This is a genomic window from Streptomyces sp. NPDC059909 (assembly GCF_042730885.1).
GTDB lineage: Bacteria > Actinomycetota > Actinomycetes > Streptomycetales > Streptomycetaceae > Streptomyces.
On sequence record NZ_JBHWKX010000016.1, the window covers coordinates 80,673 to 101,375 of the forward strand.

Below are 20,703 nucleotides of genomic sequence, written 5' to 3' on the forward strand. Positions count from 1 at the left end.
CGGCCCGGCACGCGAGTGCGTGCCGGGCCGGTCCCGTGGTCCCGTGAAGGGGAGTGCGTCAGTGCACGCCGCCCATGAGGGGCTGGACCTTCTTGCGGTACATGAAGATCGCGACACCGGCGACCGCGGCGAGCGCGCCCAGGCTGGCGAACCAGCCCTGCGTGTCGGTCGGGGTGCCGATCAGCTGAAGCAGTGCGACGACCGAGTTGCCCGCGGTCACCGCGAGGAACCAGACGCCCATCATCTGCGAGGCGTACTTCTGCGGTGCCAGCTTGGTGGTCAGCGACAGGCCGACCGGGGAGAGCGTCAGCTCACCGACGGTCTGGATGAGGTACACCGAGACGAGCCACATCGGGGTCACCTTGGCGTCGCCCGCCGCCCCCTGCGCCAGCATCATGACGCCGAAGGAGGCGCCGATGAGGACCAGGCCGAAGGCGAACTTCGTCAGCGTGCTCGGCTCCTTGGAGCGCTTCGCCAGCGCCACCCACACCCAGGCGAAGACCGGGGCGAGAGCCATCACGAACAGCGGGTTCAGCGACTGGAACCAGCTCTCCGGGAAGGAGAAGCCGAACAGCGTGGACTCGGTGTTGTTCTTGGCGAACAGCGACAGGGTCGAGCCGGACTGGTCGTAGATCGCCCAGAAGGCGGCGGCGGCCACGAAGAACCACACGTACGCGGACATCCGGCTGCGCTCGACCTCTTCGAGGTCCTTGTCCCGCTTGACGCGGATCAGGTACCAGGCCGGAAGGCCCAGCCCCAGGATGGTCAGCGGCCACAGCGCCCAGTCGATGGTGAAGACGCCGGCCAGGCCGATGACGGCGTACGCGGCGGCGGCGACACCCAGCCAGATCAGGGCCTTCTTCAGCACGGCGGAGCGCTCGGCGGCGTCGAGCGGCGCCGGGACGCGGCTGGACTCCGGGTTCAGGTTGCGGAAGCCGAGGAAGTAGAAGAGCAGACCGATGGCCATGCCGACACCGGCCATGGCGAAGCCGAGGTGCCAGCTGACCTTCTGGCCGACCCAGCCGATGGTCAGCGGGGCGACGAAGGCACCGAGGTTGATGCCCATGTAGAAGATCGTGAAGCCACCGTCGCGGCGCGAGTCGTTCTTGTCCGGGTACAGGTGGCCGACCATCGTGGAGATGTTGGCCTTGAGGACACCGGAGCCGATCGCGATGAACGCGAGACCGATGAAGAAGGAGATCTGCGCCGGGACCGCCAGCAGGAAGTGACCGGTCATGATGATGACACCGGCCACCGCGACGGCCTTGCGCGCGCCCCAGAGACGGTCGCCGAGCCAGCCGCCCGGCAGGGCGAGCAGGTAGACCATCGCGTTGTACACGGAGTAGATCGCGACGGCCGTCGCGTCGTTCATCCCGAGTCCACCGTCGGCCACGTTGGTGGCCAGGTAGAGCACGAGCAGGGCCCGCATGCCGTAGAAGCTGTAGCGCTCCCACATCTCGGTCATGAACAGGTTGGCCAGGCCGCGGGGGTGGCCGAGGAACGCCTTCTCGTAGCCGGCGGTGCCGGTCGAAGCGCTCGTCAGGCTGGACGCCATGTCGATCCTTGCTGCTCGGGACGCGCCGCGTCGTACGCGGTTCTGTGCGCCCGGTGGGGGCGGCCGGCACCGGCTCGGAGCGGTCCCGCCCCACGCCCGAGGGGCCCGTCTTTCGTTGGCACACGAAGGCGAGGGACACGTTCGCACCGGGATCCACGCCCCGCCGCGCGGCGACGCGCGTAAGGGCCCGGCCCATAGGTCATTCACTGTTCCGGGCCCGGTGGTGACCGGGCCCGTGCAGAAAAGAGACCCTTGGTGCGAATGCAGCCAAAGGTCCCCGGGTAGTGCTAAAGGCGTTAAGCCACCATACGCCACGACACCAGGGGATATGGAAGGGCTTGAGACGCGGATCACAGGCTCTGGGGGAACTGTCTGCCCAGAATCGAAGGTCCCACACAGGATCTCATCCCACAGCCGCAGGCCTTGTGGATCACCCTCCAGCCCGTCCCTCCCGCGGACTACCATCAGCCCATGACCCGTGTACTGCTCGCCGAGGACGACGCATCCATCTCCGAGCCACTGGCGCGCGCGCTGCGCCGGGAGGGTTACGAGGTCGAGGTCCGCGAGGACGGTCCGACCGCCCTCGACGCGGGGCTCAAGGGCGGGGTCGATCTGGTCGTACTGGACCTCGGGCTGCCCGGAATGGACGGCCTCGAAGTGGCCCGCCGCCTTCGTGCCGACGGGCACACCGTGCCGATCCTGGTGCTGACCGCCCGCGCCGACGAGGTGGACACGGTGGTCGGCCTGGACGCCGGCGCCGACGACTACGTGACCAAGCCGTTCCGCCTCGCCGAGCTGCTCGCCCGGGTCCGCGCCCTGCTCCGCCGCGGCGCCACGGAGCCGGCCGCCGCGCCCGCGACGCACGGTGTGCGGATCGACGTCGAGTCGCACCGCGCCTGGATGGGCGACGAGGAGCTCCAGCTCACGGCCAAGGAGTTCGACCTGCTCCGGGTCCTGGTGCGGGACGCGGGCCGGGTCGTCACGCGCGACCAGTTGATGCGCGAGGTCTGGGACACCACGTGGTGGTCCTCCACCAAGACCCTGGACATGCACATCTCCTGGCTCCGCAAGAAGCTCGGCGACGACGCGGCCAACCCGCGCTACATCGCGACGGTGCGAGGCGTCGGCTTCCGCTTCGAGAAGAGCTGACCCGGCGGCATCCGGGCCGCTGCGAGGGTGCGGGGCGCAATTCCCGGCCTTTCCGGCGTTCGAGGACGGACACGCGGGCCGCCGCGACGGTACCGGGCACACGCACGGCCCGTCTGTGGGTCCCCCCACGCCGCAGGGCGTAGGGGGCGTTCAGGACGGACACCCGGCGTTCGAGGACGGACACCCGGCGTTCGAGGACGGACACCGGGGCCGCCCCCCACGGCCCCGTACGCTCGAAGTCGCACTCGTCATCGCGTCACCCCGCCCGGAGGGCAGCACCGTGCGCCGCCGTCTCATCAGTTCCACACTCGCCGTGGTGCTCGTCGTCATCGCCGTCTTCGGGGTCTCCCTCGTCATCGTCGAGACGCGCACCATCAGCAACAGCGCCCAGGAGAGCGTGGACTCCGAGGCGCTGCGCCTGCTCAGCATCGTCGAGTCGCGGGTCGCGGAGCGGGAGCCGGTCGACACCGGCGCGCTCGCCGAGCAGATGGGGCCCGATCGGTACGCCCTGATCCGCATCCCCGGCAGTGGCCCCGTCGAGATCGGCGAGCAGCCGTCGGGCAGTGTGATCCACTCCACCGTCACCGGGGAGCAGGGCGAGAGCGTCTCCGTCGAGGAGTCCCGCTCCACCGTCACCCGCGAGGTCGGCCGTACGCTGATGATCATCGGCGCGGTGGCCCTGCTCGCCGTCGTCGCCGCGGTCCTTCTCGCCCTGCGGCAGGCGAACAAGCTCGCCTCACCGCTCACCGACCTCGCGGAGACCGCCGAGCGCCTCGGTTCGGGCGACCCCCGACCGCGCCACCGGCGGTACGGCGTCCCGGAGCTGGACCGGGTCGCGGACGTCCTGGACTCCAGCGCGGAGCGGATCGCCCGGATGCTCACCGCCGAGCGCCGGCTCGCCGCAGACGCCTCGCACCAGCTCCGTACGCCCCTGACCGCGCTCTCCATGCGGCTGGAGGAGATCTCCGCCACCGACGACCCGGAGACGGTGAAGGAGGAGGCGAGCGTCGCGCTCGGCCAGGTGGAGCGGCTCACGGACGTCGTCGAGCGGCTGCTCACCAATTCCCGCGACCCCCGCACCGGCTCCGCCGTCGCCTTCGACCTCGACGAGGTCGTCAAGCAGCAGATCGAGGAGTGGCGCCCCGCATACCGCAGTGCGGGACGGGCGATCGTCTGCTCCGGCAAGCAGGGCATGCGGGCCGTGGGCACGCCGGGCGCCGTGGCCCAGGTACTGGCCGCGCTGATCGAGAACTCTCTGATGCACGGCGGCGGCACGGTCGCCCTGCGCACCCGCGTCACCGGCAATCAGGCGGTCATCGAGGTGACCGACGAGGGCCCGGGCGTACCGGCCGATCTCGGCGCGCGGATCTTCGAGCGGACGATCAGCGGCCGGAACTCGACGGGCATCGGGCTGGCCGTGGCCCGGGATCTGGCGGAGGCCGACGGCGGCCGGCTGGAGCTGCTCCAGCAGCAGCCGCCGGTCTTCGCGCTGTTCCTGAGCCGGGAGGCGCGCCGCCTGAAGGAAGGCCCCAGGGAGCACGAGCGCCCGATCCGCTGAGCGGACCGGGGCCCAGGGGGCGTGGACCCCGGTGCCGTGAGTGGCCGTGCCGCGCTGCCTCAGCTGCCGACGCGGTCCGGCTGCTCCGCCCGTCGCTGCTCCAGGAACGATTCCGCCGTCTGCACGGCCTCGCGCGCGGGCAGCGTCCGGAACACCCAGGTGCGGTACGACCAGAAGCGGAACAGCGTCGCGACGCCGATCCCGAAGAACTTGAAGAAGTTGCTCTGCAGCGGGCCGTCCCAGTCGAAGCCGTACGTCGCCGTGTACAGCACACCGTTCTCGATGACCGCTCCGGCCGCGCTGAACAGCAGGAACAGCGTCAGCTCCTTCGTACGGCCGCTCTTGTCACGGTCCCGGTACGTGAAGTAGCGGAAGCCCACATAGTTGAAGAGGATGGCGATGAAGGTCGCCAGGAGACTCGCGCGCACCACCGGGATCTCGGTGGTGTGCCGCACCAGGTTGAACACCGCCATATTGACGAGCAGACCCAGCGCGCCGACAGCGCCGAATTTGGCGACCTCGCGCGCGAGCCGGTCCAGTCGCACACGCAGTGCGCCCCGTTCGCTCATGGTGATCGCTGGCCCCGTCCGTTCGGCGTCGTTCGGCATCCTCGAAACGTCAACCCCATCACTCTAACCAGCACCCCCCTGAGTTGCCTGTGGACAATCGCAAAGGTGTCGCGTGGCTGTGACATCGCCCAGATGGCTGGGCCGTCCGGCTTGGCGGATACCCTGAGAGGGTGACGTTCCCGGTAGTCGGCATGGTCGGCGGCGGTCAGCTCGCCCGTATGACCCACGAGGCGGGCATCCCCCTCGGCATCAGATTCAAGCTCCTCAGTGACACCCCTCAGGACTCGGCGGCCCAGGTGGTGAGCGAGGTCGTCGTCGGCGACTATCGCGACCTGGACACGCTGCGTGACTTCGCGCGCGGCTGCGACGTGATCACTTTCGATCACGAGCATGTGCCCGCGGAGCACCTGCGGACCCTGGAGGCGGACGGCATCGTCGTACGCCCCGGGCTCGACGCCCTGGTGCACGCCCAGGACAAGGGGGTGATGCGCGCGCGGCTCGACGAGATCGGTGCGCCCTGCCCCCGCCACCGCATCGTCGCCGACCCGGCGGACGCGGTGGCGTTCGCGGCGGAGGTCGGCGGCTTCCCCGTCATCCTCAAGACCGTGCGCGGCGGCTATGACGGCAAGGGCGTCTGGTTCGTACGGAGCGAGGAGGAGGCAGCCGACCCGTTCCGCGCGGGCGTCCCGGTCCTCGCCGAGGAGAAGGTCGACTTCCGCCGTGAGCTGGCGGCGAACATCGTCCGCTCCCCGCACGGCCAGGCCGTCGCCTATCCGGTCGTGGAGTCGCGGCAGGTCGACGGCGTCTGCGACACCGTGATCGCCCCCGCCCCGGACCTCGACGCCGAGCTGGCCGGCCAGGCGCAGGAGCTCGCCCTGCGGATCGCGAAGGAGCTCGATGTCGTCGGACACCTCGCGGTCGAGCTGTTCGAGACGACCGACGGGCGCATCCTCGTCAACGAGCTGGCCATGCGGCCCCACAACTCCGGCCACTGGACCCAGGACGGTGCGGTGACGTCCCAGTTCGCCAATCACGTACGGGCCGTGCTGGACCTGCCGCTCGGCGATCCGCGTCCCCGGGCGAAGTGGACCGTGATGTGCAACGTGCTGGGCGGCGACTATCCCGATATGTATGCGGCATATATGCACTGCATGGCGCGGGATCCGCAGCTCAAGATCCATATGTATGGCAAGGACGTGAAGCCCGGCCGCAAGGTGGGGCACGTCAACACCTACGGCGACGACCTCGACGACGTGCTGGAGCGCGCCCGTCACGCAGCCGACTACCTCAGAGGAACGATCACCGAATGACCTCCCCCTTCGATTCGGCCCCTCTCATCGGCATCGTCATGGGCTCGGACTCCGACTGGCCCGTCATGGAGGCCGCCGCGCAGGCCCTCGACGAGTTCGAGATCCCGTACGAGGTCGACGTCGTCTCCGCCCACCGCATGCCGCGCGAGATGATCGCGTACGGCGAGGACGCCGAGGGCCGCGGTCTGAAGGCGATCATCGCGGGGGCCGGCGGCGCGGCCCACCTCCCGGGGATGCTGGCCTCGGTCACCCCGCTGCCGGTCATCGGTGTCCCGGTCCCGCTGAAGTACCTCGACGGCATGGACTCGCTGCTCTCCATCGTCCAGATGCCCGCGGGCGTGCCCGTGGCGACGGTCTCGGTCGGTGGCGCGCGCAACGCGGGCCTGCTCGCGGCCCGCATCCTCGCCACGCAGGACCCCGACCTGATGAGCCGGATGCGGGAGTTCCAGCAGGAGCTGAACGACCAGGCGACGGAGAAGGGCAAGCGGCTGCGTACGAAGGTCGAAGGCGCGGCGGCCTTCGGCTTCGGGAAGTAGGGCGGCGACCGGTGGACTTCCTCGCCGAGGCCCGATCCCTGCTCGCCTCCCACCCCGTCGTCGACGGCCACAACGATCTGCCGTGGGCCCTGCGCGAGCAGGTGCGCTACGACCTGGACCGCCTCGACATCGCCGCCGACCAGTCGGGCAGCCTGCACACCGACATCCCGCGGCTGCGGGCGGGCGGCGTCGGCGCGCAGTTCTGGTCGGTGTACGTACGCAGCGACATGGCCGGCGACGACGCGGTCAGCGCAACGCTGGAGCAGATCGACGTGGTCGGCCGGCTGCTCGCCCGCTACCCGGCGGACCTGGCGCGCGCCCTGACCGCCGACGACATGGAGGCGGCGCGCCGGGAGGGCCGTATCGCCTCGCTGATGGGCGCGGAGGGCGGCCACTCCATCAACAACTCGCTCGCCACACTGCGGGCGCTGTACGCGCTGGGCGTCCGCTACATGACGCTCACGCACAACGACAACATCGACTGGGCGGACTCGGCGACCGACGAGCCGCGGGTCGGCGGCCTGTCGGCGTTCGGCCGCGAGGTCGTCCGCGAGATGAACCGCACCGGCATGCTCGTCGACCTCTCGCACGTCGCCGCGACGACGATGCGGGACGCGCTGGACACGTCCACGGCGCCGGTGATCTTCTCCCACTCCTCGGCGCGGGCGATCTGCGACCATCCGCGGAACATCCCGGACGACGTGCTGGAGCGGCTGCCGGCGAACGGTGGCGTGGCGATGGCCACGTTCGTGCCGAAGTTCATCCTGCCCGAGGCGGTGGCCTGGACCCTCGCCGCGGACGAGAACATGCGCGCCCACGGCCTGCACCCCCTCGACACGACCGAGGCGGGCATGAAGGTCCAGCGGGCCTTCGAGGCGGCGAACCCGCGCCCGATGGCCACGGCCTCGACGGTCGCGGACCACCTCGACCACATGCGCGAGGCCGCGGGCATCGACCACATCGGCATCGGCGGCGACTTCGACGGCACGGCCTTCACCCCGGCGGGCCTCGAGGACGTCGCGGGCTACCCGAACCTGATCGCGGAGCTGCTGCGGCGCGGCTGGTCGACGACGGACCTGGCCAAGCTGACCTGGCAGAACGCGGTCCGGGTCCTCCGGGACGCGGAATCGGTGGCGAGGGACCTCCAGGCGACGCGTGCCCCGTCGAACGCGACGCTGGAGTCTCTGGCCTGAGTCCCTTTCAGCCCGTCCGGCGTGTGACGACGGACGAGGGGGGTGCCGCGGCGGTGCGGGGCGCACTCGCAGCCGTCCGGCTTCCGCGGCGGGTGCAGCTTTCAGCCCGTCCGGCGTGTGACGAGGGACGAGGGGGCTGCCGCGCCGGTGCGGGGCGCACTTGCAGCCGTCCGGCTTCCGCGGCGGGTGCAGCTTTCGGCCCGTCCGGCGTTGAGGACGGTCACGGGGGCTACCGCGTCGGTGCGGAAGGACACTTCGAGCCTGTCCGGCGCTTGAGGACGGTCACGCGGGCTGCCGCCACGGTGCCGGGGCACACTCCTGGCCTTTCCGGCGCTTGAGGACGGACACACCGGGTGCCGCCGCGGTATCGGGGGAGACTCCTGCCCCCCGCCGCCGCGGCACCGGGGGCCAACCCCGTCCCGTCCCGCCCCGGCGGTACCGCACTACCGGCTCCGCCGGGCCCGGTACGCCCGCATCTTCGCGCGGCTGCCGCAGACCGACATCGTGCACCACCGGCTCCGACCGGCCGGACTCCGGTCGTAGTACGCCCAACGGCAGTCATCGGCCTCGCACGCCTTCAGCCGCAGCCAGGTGCCGTCCGCCGCCCCCGTCGCGATGGCCGCGGCGACCCGCGACACGAGCGAGGCCGGGTCCGCGGGCCGGAGCGCCGCCTCGCCCGCCCCGTCCACGGCCACCAGCAGCGGTGCCCCCGTCAGCAGCCGGTCCAGCGCGGCCACGTCTCCTGGCGCGCGGTGCCCGGCGTGCGCCAGGCACGCGGCGCGCAGCGCCTCGCGGAGCTCCCGGGCCCCGGGGACCTGGTCCTCCGAGAGACCGAACGCGACCCGGCCGTCCGCCGTGTCCAGGGCGTCCGCGCCGGTCTCGATGTTCAGCGTGTTGACCAGGGACTCGATCAGCGCGAGACCCCCGGGTGCGGGCGCCCTGTCATTCATGGTTGCGACGTTACCTCCGAGCCACCACTATGAGGTAACTCGTTACCGGTACTCAGCCGCAGCCGGTAACACCGCAGCCGTACGAAAGGAAGCACCATGGCCATCGCCACTGTGGGAACCGTCGTCCTGGACTGCCCAGACCCCCGCGCCCTCGCCGCCTTCTACGCCGAGATCCTCGGCGCCCAACTGGAGGCCGACGGCGACGACTGGGTCCAGCTCAAGGGATACGAGGGCACACGGCTCGCCTTCCAGGCCGCCCCCGGCCACGTACCGCCGCAGTGGCCCGCACCCGACGCCTCGCAGCAGTTCCACCTCGACCTGACCGTCGAGGACCTGGACAAGGCCGAGGCTCAGGTGCTGGCGCTCGGCGCCAAGCCGCTGGACACGGACGACCGCTCACGCACCTGGCGGGTCTATGCGGACCCGGCGGGCCACCCCTTCTGCCTCTGCGCCTGCTGAAACCCGAAAGCAGACGCGAGCAGGCTCAGACGCGTGCAGGCTCAAACCCGAGCAGGCTCAGGCGCGAGGCCGGCCCATCGCCCGGTACGTCCACCCGGCCTCGCGCCACAACGCCGCGTCCAGCGCGTTCCGCCCGTCCAGCATGATGTGGCGCGACGCCACCTCGCCCAGCTCCGCCGGGTCGAGCTCGCGGAACTCCCGCCACTCGGTCAGGTGCAGCACCACGTCCGCGCTCCGCACCGCGTCCAGCGCGCTCTCCGCGTACCCGAGCGTCGGGAAGACCTGACGGGCGTTGTCCATGCCCTTCGGGTCGTACACCGTCACCTGGCCGCCCTGGAGGTGGATCTGCCCGGCGACGTTCAGCGCGGGCGAGTCCCGTACGTCGTCCGAGTCCGGCTTGAAGGTCGCGCCGAGCACCGCGACCCGCTTCCCGAGGAAGGAGTCACCGCCCACGGCCTCCCGCGCCAGTTCCACCATGTGCCCGCGGCGCCGCATGTTGATCGAGTCGACCTCGCGCAGGAACGTCAGCGCCTGATCCGCGCCCAGCTCACCGGCGCGCGCCATGAACGCCCGGATGTCCTTCGGCAGGCACCCGCCGCCGAAACCGATCCCGGCCCGCAGGAACTTCGCGCCGATCCGCTCGTCGTAGCCGATCGCCTCCGCGAGCTTCGCCACATCGCCGCCCGCGGCCTCGCAGACCTCGGCCATCGCGTTGATGAACGAGATCTTCGTCGCCAGGAAGGAGTTCGCGGAGGTCTTCACCAGCTCCGCCGTCGGGAAGTCCGTCACCACGAACGGCGACCCCTCCGAGACCGGCGTCGCGTACACGTCGCGCAGTACCTTCTCCGCGCGCTCGCTCGCCACACCGACCACGATCCGGTCCGGGTGCAGCGTGTCCTGGACGGCGAAGCCCTCGCGCAGGAACTCCGGGTTCCACGCCAGCTCCACACCCTCCGGCGACCGCTCGGCGAGTACCTGAGCGAGCCGGTCCGCCGACCCGACCGGCACGGTCGACTTGCCGACGACCAGCGCGCCGCTCTTCACGCGCGGTGCGAGCGAGTCGAAGGCGGCGTCGACGTACGACATGTCGCACGCGTACTCGCCGTGCTTCTGCGGGGTGTTCACGCACACGAAGTGCACATCGCCGCCGAACTCCTCGAGCTCGTCCCACGACGTCGTGAAGCGCAGCCGCCCGCTCGCGCCGGCGATGCCCGCGACGTGCTTCTCCAGCAGCTCCTCGAGTCCCGGTTCGTACATCGGCACCCGGCCGGCCGCCAGCATCTCGATCTTCGCGGGCACGACATCGAGGCCCAGGACCTCGAAGCCCAGCTCCGCCATGGCCGCTGCGTGTGTGGCGCCGAGGTATCCGGTGCCGATCACGGTGATCTTGAGGGCCATGCGGTGCTCCTGAGGGGGTACGAGGGGAGTGCCGGGCTGAGCATAGTCGGGTGGCGCCGGGGGCATTTTTCCGCTGTCAGATAGCTCACGTATGCCGGTCGGGGGCAGGCCACTAAAATTTGTATTACTTAACGGTAGTTAGCGGCCGCTCAGGGGAGCGAGAGACCTTGGCGCCAAAGGGAGATATGCACAGTGCCTGACTTCGACCTGTACCGCCCGTCCGAAGAGCACGACATGCTCCGCGAGACGGTCCGCTCGCTCGCCGAGGCGAAGATCGCGCCGTTCGCGGCCGCGGTCGACGAGGAGGCCCGCTTCCCGCAGGAGGCCCTCGACGCGCTGGTCGCCTCCGACCTGCACGCCGTGCACGTCCCGGAGGAGTACGGGGGCGCCGGCGCCGACGCCCTCGCGACCGTCATCGTCATCGAGGAGGTCGCCCGCGTCTGCGCCTCGTCCTCGCTGATCCCCGCTGTGAACAAGCTGGGCTCGCTCCCGGTCATCCTCTCCGGCTCCGAGGACCTGAAGAAGAAGTACCTGGGCCCGCTCGCCAAGGGCGACGCGATGTTCTCGTACTGCCTCTCCGAGCCTGACGCCGGCTCGGACGCGGCCGGCATGAAGACCAAGGCGGTCCGGGACGGCGACCACTACATCCTCAACGGTGTGAAGCGCTGGATCACCAACGCCGGCGTCTCCGAGTACTACACGGTGATGGCCGTCACCGACCCCGAGAAGCGCTCCAAGGGCATCAGCGCCTTCGTCGTCGAGAAGGGCGACGAGGGTGTCTCCTTCGGTGCCCCGGAGAAGAAGCTCGGCATCAAGGGCTCCCCGACCCGCGAGGTCTACCTCGACAACGTCCGCATCCCGGCCGACCGCATGATCGGCGCGGAGGGCACCGGCTTCGCCACCGCGATGAAGACCCTGGACCACACCCGCATCACCATCGCGGCCCAGGCCCTCGGCATCGCGCAGGGCGCCCTCGACTACGCCAAGGGCTACGTCCAGGAGCGCAAGCAGTTCGGCAAGGCCATCGCGGACTTCCAGGGCATCCAGTTCATGCTCGCCGACATGGCCATGAAGCTCGAGGCCGCCCGCCAGCTGACGTACTCGGCCGCGGCGAAGTCCGAGCGCGTCGACGGCGACCTCACCTTCTTCGGTGCCGCCGCCAAGTGCTTCGCCTCCGACGTCGCCATGGAGATCACCACGGACGCGGTCCAGCTGCTGGGCGGCTACGGCTACACCCGCGACTACCCGGTCGAGCGCATGATGCGCGACGCCAAGATCACCCAGATTTATGAAGGCACGAACCAGGTCCAGCGCATAGTCATGGCCCGCAACCTGCCGTAAGGCGACCGGCTCGCACGAAACACCACGGCCCCCGGCGACGCCGGGGGCCGTTCGGTGTGCGGGGCGGTCAGCGGTTGGACGTGACCGTGACCGGGTCGTCGTTCTTGATCTCCTGGACGAGCTTCTTGACCTTGGCCTTGTCCCAGACGAGGTTGCCGCCGCGGCTGTCCGAGATCGGGATGTTCATGGACTTGCCGGTGCCGCCGCTGATGCCCTTCATCGCGAAGAACATCTGGCCCAGGTCGATCAGGGACATGTCCTTGTCGACGACGAGGGTGTCCAGGCCCGCGCCCATCGTCGGGTAGAGCTTGAACGGGTTGAGGATGGTCCCCGGGGTGGCCGCCTGGTTGGCGAGGGCCGCGAGGAACTTCTGCTGGTTCTTCGTGCGGTCCAGGTCGCTGCCCGCGAAGGCGTAGCGGGTGCGGACGAAGGCGAGGGCCTGCTCGCCGTTCAGGGTCTGCTTGCCGGCCTGGAAGTCGGCGCCGGACTTCTTGTCCTTGAAGGCCTTCGGGATGTCCATCTCGACGCCGCCGAGGGCGTCCACGATGTTCGCGAAGCCGGCGAAGCCGATCTCGGCGTAGTGGTCGATGCGCAGGCCGGTGTTGTGCTCGACGGTGCGGACGAGCAGCTCGGGGCCGTCCTCCGCGTACGCTGCGTTGAGCTTGACCCGGCGGCCCGTGCCCTCGAACCGCTTGCCGGACTCGGAGCCCACGAAGGTCGGTATCTCCACGTCCGAGTCGCGGGGCAGCGAGATCATCGTGTTCCCGCTGCCGCAGGCCGCGAGGATCATCATCGAGTCGGTCCGCTTGCCCTCGGCGGAGCCGGTGTGGAGCTTCTTCTTCTCCTCGGCGGACATGCCCTCGCGGCTGTCGGAGCCGACGATCAGATACGTCGTGCAGTCGCCCTCCTCGGGCCGGTCTATGACCTTGGAGAGGTCGACCTCGCGACGCATCTTGGAATCGGCCCAGAAGTACGTGCCTATGGAGACGCCGAGCACGGTGACGAGGACGACGACCGTCCCGACCTTGAGGCGGCGGCCCCAGTTGCGTGCGGGGCGGCCGTACGGCTCGTCGTAGTCGTCGTCGTAACCGCCGCCGTGACCTCCGCCACCGGACGGGGTGCCGTAGACCTGGCCCGTGCTGTAGCCGCTGTCGTACGGGGCGTAGTCGTCGTACCCCTGCGACTGCTGCTGGGGCACCGGGCGTTGCTGCACATGACGCATGGCGCGAGCGCCCTCGGGCTCACCCTGGCTGCCACGTCCGTATCCATCGGGCCACTCATTCATGCGGAACAGTGTGCAGGCCGGGGTGCGGGCGCTGACAGGGCGGGTGGGGAATCGGTTCGGTGCTGTTGCCAAGCTGATGCAATGCACCGGTCCGCAGGTCGCCGCATAGGGTGGAGGGCATGACAGATCAGGCCCAGCACCCGGAGGGCGACATTCCGGGTAAGCCCACCGCGTCGTCGCGCACCACCCTCAGCCACATCATGACCCACAACGACACCAACCTCCTCGGGACGGTGCACGGTGGCGTGATCATGAAACTGGTGGACGACGCGGCGGGCGCGGTCGCGGGCCGCCACTCGGGCGGGCCGGCCGTCACCGCGTCCATGGACGAGATGGTCTTCCTGGAGCCGGTCAGGGTCGGCGACCTGGTCCATGTGAAGGCACAGGTCAACTGGACCGGACGGTCGTCGATGGAGGTCGGCGTCAGGGTCCTGGCCGAGCGCTGGAACGAGTCGACGCCCGCCACGCAGGTCGGCTCCGCGTATCTGGTCTTCGCGGCGGTCGACGCGGACGGCAAGCCCCGCCCCGTGCCGCAGGTGATACCGGAGACGGAACGCGACAAGCGCCGCTACCAGGAGGCCCAAATCCGCCGCACCCACCGGCTGGCCCGGCGCCGTGCGATCAAGGAGCTCCGCGAGAAGCGCGCGGCGGAGGGGTACGAGGACTGACGCCCTCGCGCTCCCGGGTGGGGGTCCTGCGTGCCGCCCCGCGCAGGTGATGTCGGCTTGCCGACCACCGTGGATGACATCGGCCTGCCGCCCACCGCGGCGGCGGCCGGCAGACGGGCTGGATGCGTGGCCGGTACCGCGGCGGCGGCCGGTGTGTCCGTCCTCGAACTCCCCCTACGCCCTGCGGCGTGGGGGACCCCCGGACGGGCCGGAATGTGCGGGCCTCACGGGCACACCACCTCGTCCCCCGTCATCGCCTCGAACCTGCCCTTGCCCTTGGGCGGCGTCTCCGCGCGGACCGGGGTGACCTTCGTGAAGTCCGTGCCCGTCCTGACGTGGAGGGTCGCGCCCAGACCCTTGACCGGGCGGAGCTCGGCGCCGGGGAGCGCGGCCGCGAGGGACTTCGCCGAGCGGTCCCAGCGGGGGTCGTACGAGATGACCGTGCGGCGCAGGTCACGGCGGTCGCTGTTCATCGGCCTCCGGGTCGTCGCGAAACCGGTCGCGCGGAGCTCGGCGTCCACGCGCGCCCCGAGGCCGCCGATGCGGGTGCCGTTGTAGACCTGGACCCGGATCTGCCCCGGCGGTACGTCGACGACGACCTTCGCAGCCGCTGCCGTGCCGCGATGCGCAGGCTTCTTCGGCCGCTCCGGCGACAGCGGCCGGTCCTCGCGCAGCGCCTGGAAGAGCTGCTGGGACTTCACCGGGTCCCACTTCACCGTGGACCCGATGCCCCTGACCGGATGGCTGACATCACTCACCGGGACGGACGTGAACTCCGACGACGCGAGCGTGATGCCCCGCATCGCCTTCCCGAGCGTCAGCATCTGATCGCCCCCGAACCCCTTGTCGGCCCGCACCGAATTCAGCACCGTGTTGCTGACCTCGCGGAACTTCACCGGGTTCAGCAGCACCCCGCTGCCGGTCGCCTGCTGGACGAGCGCCGCCATGAACCGCTGCTGCCGCTGCATCCGGCCCAGGTCGGCCGCTCCGTCGACGTGCCGGGACCGTACGTACTGCAGGGCCCGCCCGCCGTCCAGCTCGTGCTTGCCCGCCGGGAGATCGAGACCGGTGTACGAGTCCTTCATCGGTCTGGCCGTGCAGATCCGCACCCCGCCGACCGCGTCCACCGTCTTCATGAAGCTCGTGAAGTCGACCTCCAGATAGTGGTCGACCTTCACCTTCGTCATGCGCTCGACGGTCCGCACCGTCAGCGCGGGTCCGCCCTCCGCGTACGCCGCGTTCAGCTTCACCGGGTGGGGCATGTGACGCTTCCCGGTCACCGCGTCCGTGTGCGTGGGGATCTCCGCGTACGAGTCGCGCGGGAGGCTCACGACGCTCGCCCGCTTCCGGTCCGCCGAGAGGTGCACCAGCATGATCGTGTCGGTGCAGCGGCAGGGTGCGCCGCCGAGCCGGTACTTGCGGCGCTCGTCCCGGGTGATCCGGTCCCGGCCGTCGGTGCCGACGAGCAGGATGTTCGTCCCGTTCCCGGACTCCGGCCGGTTCTTCATGTCCTTGAACGGGTCGACCCGGCCGATCCCGCTGTCGAGACCCGTCACCAGCGCATGGCCGATGCCGCCGACGCCCAGCACGAGCATCGACAGCGACGTCGCCATCCGGATCCCCCAGCGCGGCCGCTGCCGGACCGCGACCCGGGCCTGAGGTCTGCGCCGCGGCGGCTGTGCGCGGGCCGCGGGCCTCGGACGGGGCGAGCGGGGCGGTGTGGGCACGGGGGGCACCTCCGCGGGCGGCATTCGGGATCCCCGGAACTGTAGGGCGATACGATCTGTGGCCCCGGGCGGCGCGCACCGGTGTCCCCCGTTCGCGGTAACGTGGCGGGCGATGCTGCAAGCTCCCGGGGGGCGACCCCCGGCCCCCGAGGCTCCGATCTTCCGGGGGACGACCCCGGACCCCGGACTCCCGAGGAACACATGCCCACCGCCCCCGCCGTCTCCGTGATCATGCCGGTCCTCAACGAGGAGCGGCATCTGCGCGACTCGGTCCGTCACATCCTGGAGCAGGAGTACGACGGCGAGATGGAGGTGGTCATCGCGCTCGGCCCGTCCACGGACCGTACCGACGAGATCGCTGCCGAGCTCGTGCGCGAGGACCCCCGTGTCCACACCGTGCCGAACCCCACCGGGCGCACGCCCGCGGCGCTCAACGCCGCCATCAAGGCCTCCCGCCATCCGATCGTGGTACGGGTCGACGGTCACGGCATGCTGTCGGCGAACTACATCGCCACCGCCGTCCGTCTCCTGGAGGAGACCGGCGCGCAGAACGTCGGCGGCATCATGCACGCCGAGGGTGAGAACGACTGGGAGCACGCCGTCGCCGCCGCGATGACCTCGAGGATCGGGGTGGGCAATGCCGCCTTCCACACCGGCGGGCAGGCGGGCCCCGCGGAGACCGTGTACCTGGGTGTGTTCCGCCGTGAGGCGCTGGAGCAGCAGGGCGGCTACAACGAGGAGTTCATCCGCGCCCAGGACTGGGAGCTGAACTTCCGGATCCGCGAGGCGGGCGGGCTGATCTGGTTCTCGCCCGAGCTCAAGGTCCAGTACCGGCCGCGGCCTTCCGTGAAGGCGCTCGCCAAGCAGTACAAGGACTACGGCCGCTGGCGCCATGTCGTCGCCCGCTACCACCAGGGCTCGATCAACCTGCGCTATCTCGCCCCGCCGGCCGCCGTGTGCGTGATCACCGCGGGCATCGTCGTGGGAGCCGCCGTCACCCCGCTGGGTTTCGTGATCCCGGCCGGCTATCTCGCCGCGATCACCGCCGGCTCGGTCCCGGCGGGCAAGGGCCTGCCGCTCAAGGCCCGGCTGCAGATCCCGGTGGCGCTGGCCACGATGCACATGTCGTGGGGCTTCGGATTCCTGACCAGCCCGCGCTCGCTCGCGCGGAAGGTCATCGCGAGCCGCCGCCCGGCGGTGCGGACGGCGGCCTGAGCCCGTACGTCGTCAGGGTGCGGTCAGCCGCAGTGGAAGTAACCGCTGTACGGGCCACGTCCGGAAAGGGAAGCGCCGCCCGGATTGCTTCCCGGACGGCGCCCTGCGGGACATCGGCGGCGGCCCTGACGGCCCGCCTGAAGGACAAGCGGCCCGGTCGGTCCCCCGAGGAGGACCGGCCGCGCCGCCGCGCTTCGTCCCCTACCAGCGGTAGGGCTCGTAGACGTCCATGCACTCCGTGGTGTCGGCGCCGTTGAGGGCTTCGGTGTCCTCCTTGGACACCGTCGGCGCCGGCTCCTTCGGGGGGCTCTCACCCGTCCGCCAGTCGGCACCCACGACGAGGGTCACACCCGACACGTCCGTGGACTTCTTCACCGAACTCGCCGGGATTCCCAGCGACTTGGCGACCGCGTGGGCGTCCCCCTCCAGCTCGGCACTGGGGTAGCGGACGACAGTGTGCGCCATGGGGTTGCTCGTGCGGTCCGCCGAGGCCAGGGCGTAGCCCTTGTCGTTCAGGACGTCTGCGATCTCGCCGGCGCGGCCCCCTACCGAGCCCAGCTGCGCGGTGTAAGTGCCGTTCTGCACCATCACCCCGATCTCGCTCGCCGGCGCCGCCGGATCGTTCGGATCCGCGACGGGCTTCGGCTTGGAGGTGGGGCCCTTGCCGTCCACCGGGATGTCGTCCCGGAGCATGCGCCACAGGTCGTCCGCCTTGCCGGGCGCCGGCAGCACCCGGTCCTTGTCGTACGGGTCGGCGATGCGCGGCATGGTCAGCATCGTGATTCGGTCCGTCGGCACGTCCTTGAGCTGCATGCCCAGATCGAACAGCTCCCTGACCGTGCCGATCTCCTCCGAGACCTGAAGGGACTTGGTCGCGGTCTCGGCGAGGTCCATCAGCTGTCCGGTGTCGCTGAACGCGTTCTGCGCCTTCAGATTGCGGATCACCGAGTTCATGTACATGTGCTGGGCCTTGGACCGGCCGAAGTCGTTGTAGAAGGCGTGCCGTGTGCGCAGCCACTTGAGGGCGGTCTCGCCCTCGACGGTCTGCCGGCCGCGCTCCAGCTTGAGCCCGGAGCCGCCCTTCACCATGGCGGTGGGCTTGTCCCAGACGTTCTGATTCAGGCACACCTCGGCGCCGCCGACCGCGTCGGACATGGCCACCACACCGGCGAAGTCGACCATCATCCAGTGATCGATGTAGACCCCGGTGAGGTTCTCCCAGGTGAGGAGGGTGCAACCGGGGCCGCCCCGTCCCAGGGTCTCGTTGATCAGCGTCCTGGTCGCCTTGTGCGTCTGCTTGGTCTCGGGGTCCACGCACTCGGGTACCTCGACCCGGGTGTCACGGGGGATCGACACGACCGAGGCGTTCTTCCGGTCCGCGGAGACGTGCAGCAGCATCTGGACGTCGGCCAGCGGCGGGGCGTCCGCCTTGTCCCGGGCCCCGCCGAGCTGCTGGTTCGCCTCCGAGCTGCGGCTGTCGGAGCCGATCAGCAGGACGTTGAGCGGCGTCTGGCCGGCGGCGTTCGGCTGCGACTTCTGCGCCTTGCTGTCACCGGCGACGCGCTCGCCCTTGCGGATGTTGCTGTTCAGGTGCTTGTAGTAGAGGTAACCCGCGCCGGCCGTGCCAAGTATCAGCAGGGAGAGCACGGAGGCGACCCAGCGGAGTATCCGCCGCTTGCCCCGCCTGCCGCGCCGGGCCGGCGTGCCGCCGTGGCGACGTCCGGCCTCCCCGTGGCCTTGCCCGCCGCCCGACGAGGCGGCGGTGGCCGGAGCCGTGCTGCCCGCGCCGTCACCGTGGTCCTCGTACAGGCTGTCGTCCCAGCCTCGTTCACCGGCGTGCCGGACGCGCTCTCGCGTCCCCTCCCCACGCACGCTGTTCTGCGCCACCCTTAGATCCCCCTGTTGTCAGGCTCTCCCCGAGAGCCGTATCGCGGCGTCACTGGGCGCACTTTTGTTCGTCCGCTGTGACCTTCTCCACCTTCGGCGCCTTCGCCGGTCCGCTGATGGGCACCCCTGCGCCCTTGAAATCGGGACCGAGGGTCAGCGTCATCGCCTCCAGACCTTCGGCGTTCTCGGTGCCGGGCTTCAGCGCCGAGGCCGGCAGGCCCATCAGATCCGCGAGCTTGCGGGCCTGGTCGGCCTGGTTGGGCGCGTACTCCAGCTGCGTCTTGGCGACATCGGCCGGGGCGTTGCCCTTGTTGCTGGACTTGAGGACTCCCTGGGAGTTCTGCAGCCAGTCGAGGGTCTTCTGGGCGGAGCCCGTCAGGCCGCCACCGTTGAAGACGTCGACGCGTACGTCCGACGCGTCGGCCCGCGAGCCCTTGAGGAGCGCGTCCTGCTTGGTCTTGGCGGCCTTCTTCTGTGCTTCGACCTCGGTGAGCGAGATGTCGTTCTTGACCGTGGCGAACAGTTCCTCCGCCTTGGACTCGTCGAGAACGACCGTGGCCTTGACCTTCTCGGCCGGGTTGTCCACGACGGGCACCGTGGCGAACGACAGGTTCTTCATCTCGAACTTGCCGAGCTCCAGGCCGAGGTCGCGGAGCTTGCTGATCTCGCTGATCTTGGAGTCGACGGTCAGCGCCTGGGTTCCGGCCTCCGCCAGCTTGAACAGCTTGGTGGGGCTGGTGAGGGTGTCGTTCGACTTCAGCTTGCGCATGAGTGAGCTGAGGAACTGCTGCTGCAGCTTGATACGGTCGAGGTCGCCGCCGAATCCCACCGCATGCCGGGTACGGACGAACGCGAGCGCCTGCTCACCCTGTATCTCGTGCTCGCCCTCCGGCAGATCGAGCTTGGAGTCCGGGTCCTTGATGTCCTTGTCCAGACAGATGGGTACGCCGCCGACGGCCGACGTCAGCGTCTTGACGGCGTTGAAGTCGGCCACCATGAAGTGGTCCATGGTGATGCCGGTCAGCTCCTTGACCGTGCGCATGGTGCAACTCGGCGTACGGCCCGCCTGGCCGAGGCTCGTGTTGAACCGGACACCCTGCGATCCCGGGATGACCTTGCTGGAGCCGTCCTCCTGCTCGGTCGGACAGTCCGGAATGTCCGTGATGAGGTCGCGGGGAATGCTCAACGCCGTTGCGTTCGTGCGGTCCTTGGACACGTGCAGCAGCACCGTGGTGTCCGCATGGCCGGGACTGTTCTTGTCGCCGTAGCTTCCGTTGCCCTTGCCGGTGCGCTTGTCCGTGCCGATCAGCAGGATGTTGATCGCCCGGTCGGTGCTGAAGCCGCCGGTGCCCGCTCCGTCGTCGGAGTAGGACTTGATGTTGGAGTTCAGGTGCTCGTAGTAGAGGTATCCGGCGCCCGCCGTGCCGACCATCAGCAGCGCGAGCGTGCCGCCGATCCACAGCAGCGCCTTCTTCTTGCGGCTCTTCCGCTGCTTGCGCTTACGGCGTCCTGGGCCACCGGGGGGCGTGAGGTTGTCGTGCCCGCCCCCTTCTGCGCTCCCGCTACGGTTCGAGCGGCGTGTGCGCTGCCCGGGGACCTCCGTCCTCGGCGGCGCGGGCCGGGTGGCGCCGCGGCGACCGGCCGTTCTCGAGGGGGAGACGCCGGCGGAGCGGGTTGCGACCGACTGCCCAGCGGAGCGGTCCAGTCGCAGTTCGTAGTTGCCGGTCTGCGGGTTCAGTACCCACTGGTCGGCGGGGTCGATGTCCTCCGCCCGTCCACGGCTGTGCGCGTCCACGGTTGCTTGAGTCCTCCGTCGGTGCCACGCGAGGCGTCTCTCCCCCGGGAGACGCTCGGTTCGTCGATCCGGTTGTGCGCGGCCTCGTGGCCGGATGTACCGGATCGC

The 20,703-nt window shown here is 70.1% G+C and carries 17 protein-coding genes; 9 read left to right on the forward strand and 8 right to left on the reverse strand.

Translation table 11 applies throughout. The features are described from left to right. Nucleotides 1-58: 58 nt before the first annotated feature. Nucleotides 59-1,555 carry a peptide MFS transporter gene (locus tag ACFV9O_RS14065; RefSeq protein ID WP_385416789.1) on the reverse strand — a complete coding sequence of 499 codons (1,497 nt, stop codon included), beginning with the start codon at nt 1,553-1,555 and terminating at the stop codon, nt 59-61. Nucleotides 1,556-2,026: 471 nt separating this feature from the next. Here ACFV9O_RS14065 and ACFV9O_RS14070 point away from each other — a divergent pair, with 471 nt between their 5' ends. Continuing rightward, on the forward strand, nt 2,027-2,704 hold the full coding sequence (locus ACFV9O_RS14070; RefSeq protein ID WP_385416791.1) for a response regulator transcription factor: 678 nt from the start codon (nt 2,027-2,029) through the stop codon (nt 2,702-2,704). Nucleotides 2,705-2,984: 280 nt separating this feature from the next. Next, nucleotides 2,985-4,262 carry an ATP-binding protein gene (locus ACFV9O_RS14075; protein WP_385416891.1) on the forward strand — a complete coding sequence of 426 codons (1,278 nt, stop codon included), beginning with the start codon at nt 2,985-2,987 and terminating at the stop codon, nt 4,260-4,262. 59 nt (nt 4,263-4,321) lie between these two features. Here ACFV9O_RS14075 and ACFV9O_RS14080 read toward each other — a convergent pair whose 3' ends face one another. Further along, a complete protein-coding gene (locus ACFV9O_RS14080; protein WP_385416894.1) occupies nt 4,322-4,831 on the reverse strand; it encodes a GtrA family protein in 510 nt (169 codons plus the stop codon). 170 nt (nt 4,832-5,001) lie between these two features. Between ACFV9O_RS14080 and ACFV9O_RS14085 the strand changes: the two genes are divergently transcribed. Genes ACFV9O_RS14085 through ACFV9O_RS14095 form a run of 3 tightly spaced genes read left to right on the forward strand, consistent with a single transcriptional unit; the run spans nt 5,002 to nt 7,870 of the window. Next, nucleotides 5,002-6,141 carry a 5-(carboxyamino)imidazole ribonucleotide synthase gene (locus ACFV9O_RS14085; protein ID WP_385416794.1) on the forward strand — a complete coding sequence of 380 codons (1,140 nt, stop codon included), beginning with the start codon at nt 5,002-5,004 and terminating at the stop codon, nt 6,139-6,141. Beyond that, nucleotides 6,138-6,677 carry a 5-(carboxyamino)imidazole ribonucleotide mutase gene (purE, locus tag ACFV9O_RS14090; protein WP_385416797.1) on the forward strand — a complete coding sequence of 180 codons (540 nt, stop codon included), beginning with the start codon at nt 6,138-6,140 and terminating at the stop codon, nt 6,675-6,677. Before ACFV9O_RS14085 ends, purE begins: the two co-directional genes overlap by 4 nt. Nucleotides 6,678-6,688: 11 nt before the next feature. Beyond that, nucleotides 6,689-7,870: a dipeptidase gene (locus ACFV9O_RS14095; protein ID WP_385416800.1), complete on the forward strand. Its 1,182-nt coding sequence runs from the start codon at nt 6,689-6,691 to the stop codon at nt 7,868-7,870. Nucleotides 7,871-8,313: 443 nt separating this feature from the next. On the opposite strand, the gene ACFV9O_RS14100 is transcribed toward ACFV9O_RS14095, so the two are convergent. Next, nucleotides 8,314-8,820, reverse strand: coding sequence for a CGNR zinc finger domain-containing protein (locus ACFV9O_RS14100; RefSeq protein WP_385416802.1), 507 nt, complete (start codon nt 8,818-8,820; stop codon nt 8,314-8,316). 96 nt (nt 8,821-8,916) lie between these two features. On the opposite strand from ACFV9O_RS14100, the gene ACFV9O_RS14105 reads away from it, so the two are divergent. Further along, a complete protein-coding gene (locus ACFV9O_RS14105) occupies nt 8,917-9,279 on the forward strand; it encodes a VOC family protein (protein ID WP_385416805.1) in 363 nt (120 codons plus the stop codon). A 57-nt stretch (nt 9,280-9,336) separates the two neighbouring features. Here ACFV9O_RS14105 and ACFV9O_RS14110 read toward each other — a convergent pair whose 3' ends face one another. Next, nucleotides 9,337-10,677, reverse strand: coding sequence for a UDP-glucose dehydrogenase family protein (locus ACFV9O_RS14110; RefSeq protein ID WP_385416808.1), 1,341 nt, complete (start codon nt 10,675-10,677; stop codon nt 9,337-9,339). Between the two features lie 183 nt (nt 10,678-10,860). Here ACFV9O_RS14110 and ACFV9O_RS14115 point away from each other — a divergent pair, with 183 nt between their 5' ends. Continuing rightward, nucleotides 10,861-12,018 carry an acyl-CoA dehydrogenase gene (locus tag ACFV9O_RS14115; RefSeq protein ID WP_385416897.1) on the forward strand — a complete coding sequence of 386 codons (1,158 nt, stop codon included), beginning with the start codon at nt 10,861-10,863 and terminating at the stop codon, nt 12,016-12,018. Nucleotides 12,019-12,085: 67 nt separating this feature from the next. On the opposite strand, the gene ACFV9O_RS14120 is transcribed toward ACFV9O_RS14115, so the two are convergent. Next, nucleotides 12,086-13,303 carry an LCP family protein gene (locus ACFV9O_RS14120; protein WP_385416811.1) on the reverse strand — a complete coding sequence of 406 codons (1,218 nt, stop codon included), beginning with the start codon at nt 13,301-13,303 and terminating at the stop codon, nt 12,086-12,088. 119 nt (nt 13,304-13,422) lie between these two features. Here ACFV9O_RS14120 and ACFV9O_RS14125 point away from each other — a divergent pair, with 119 nt between their 5' ends. Further along, complete coding sequence (locus tag ACFV9O_RS14125; RefSeq protein WP_385416814.1) at nt 13,423-13,971, forward strand: acyl-CoA thioesterase; 549 nt, start codon at nt 13,423-13,425, stop codon at nt 13,969-13,971. 224 nt (nt 13,972-14,195) lie between these two features. Here ACFV9O_RS14125 and ACFV9O_RS14130 read toward each other — a convergent pair whose 3' ends face one another. Then, nucleotides 14,196-15,590 carry an LCP family protein gene (locus ACFV9O_RS14130; RefSeq protein ID WP_385416900.1) on the reverse strand — a complete coding sequence of 465 codons (1,395 nt, stop codon included), beginning with the start codon at nt 15,588-15,590 and terminating at the stop codon, nt 14,196-14,198. 309 nt (nt 15,591-15,899) lie between these two features. Between ACFV9O_RS14130 and ACFV9O_RS14135 the strand changes: the two genes are divergently transcribed. Next, complete coding sequence (locus ACFV9O_RS14135; RefSeq protein ID WP_385416817.1) at nt 15,900-16,913, forward strand: glycosyltransferase family 2 protein; 1,014 nt, start codon at nt 15,900-15,902, stop codon at nt 16,911-16,913. A 201-nt stretch (nt 16,914-17,114) separates the two neighbouring features. Here the strand turns inward: ACFV9O_RS14135 and ACFV9O_RS14140 are convergent, their stop codons facing one another. Both ACFV9O_RS14140 and ACFV9O_RS14145 read right to left on the reverse strand, forming a co-directional pair. Further along, complete coding sequence (locus ACFV9O_RS14140; protein WP_385416820.1) at nt 17,115-18,800, reverse strand: LCP family protein; 1,686 nt, start codon at nt 18,798-18,800, stop codon at nt 17,115-17,117. Between the two features lie 49 nt (nt 18,801-18,849). Then, complete coding sequence (locus ACFV9O_RS14145; RefSeq protein ID WP_385416822.1) at nt 18,850-20,595, reverse strand: LCP family protein; 1,746 nt, start codon at nt 20,593-20,595, stop codon at nt 18,850-18,852. Between the last annotated feature and the right edge of the window lie 108 nt (nt 20,596-20,703).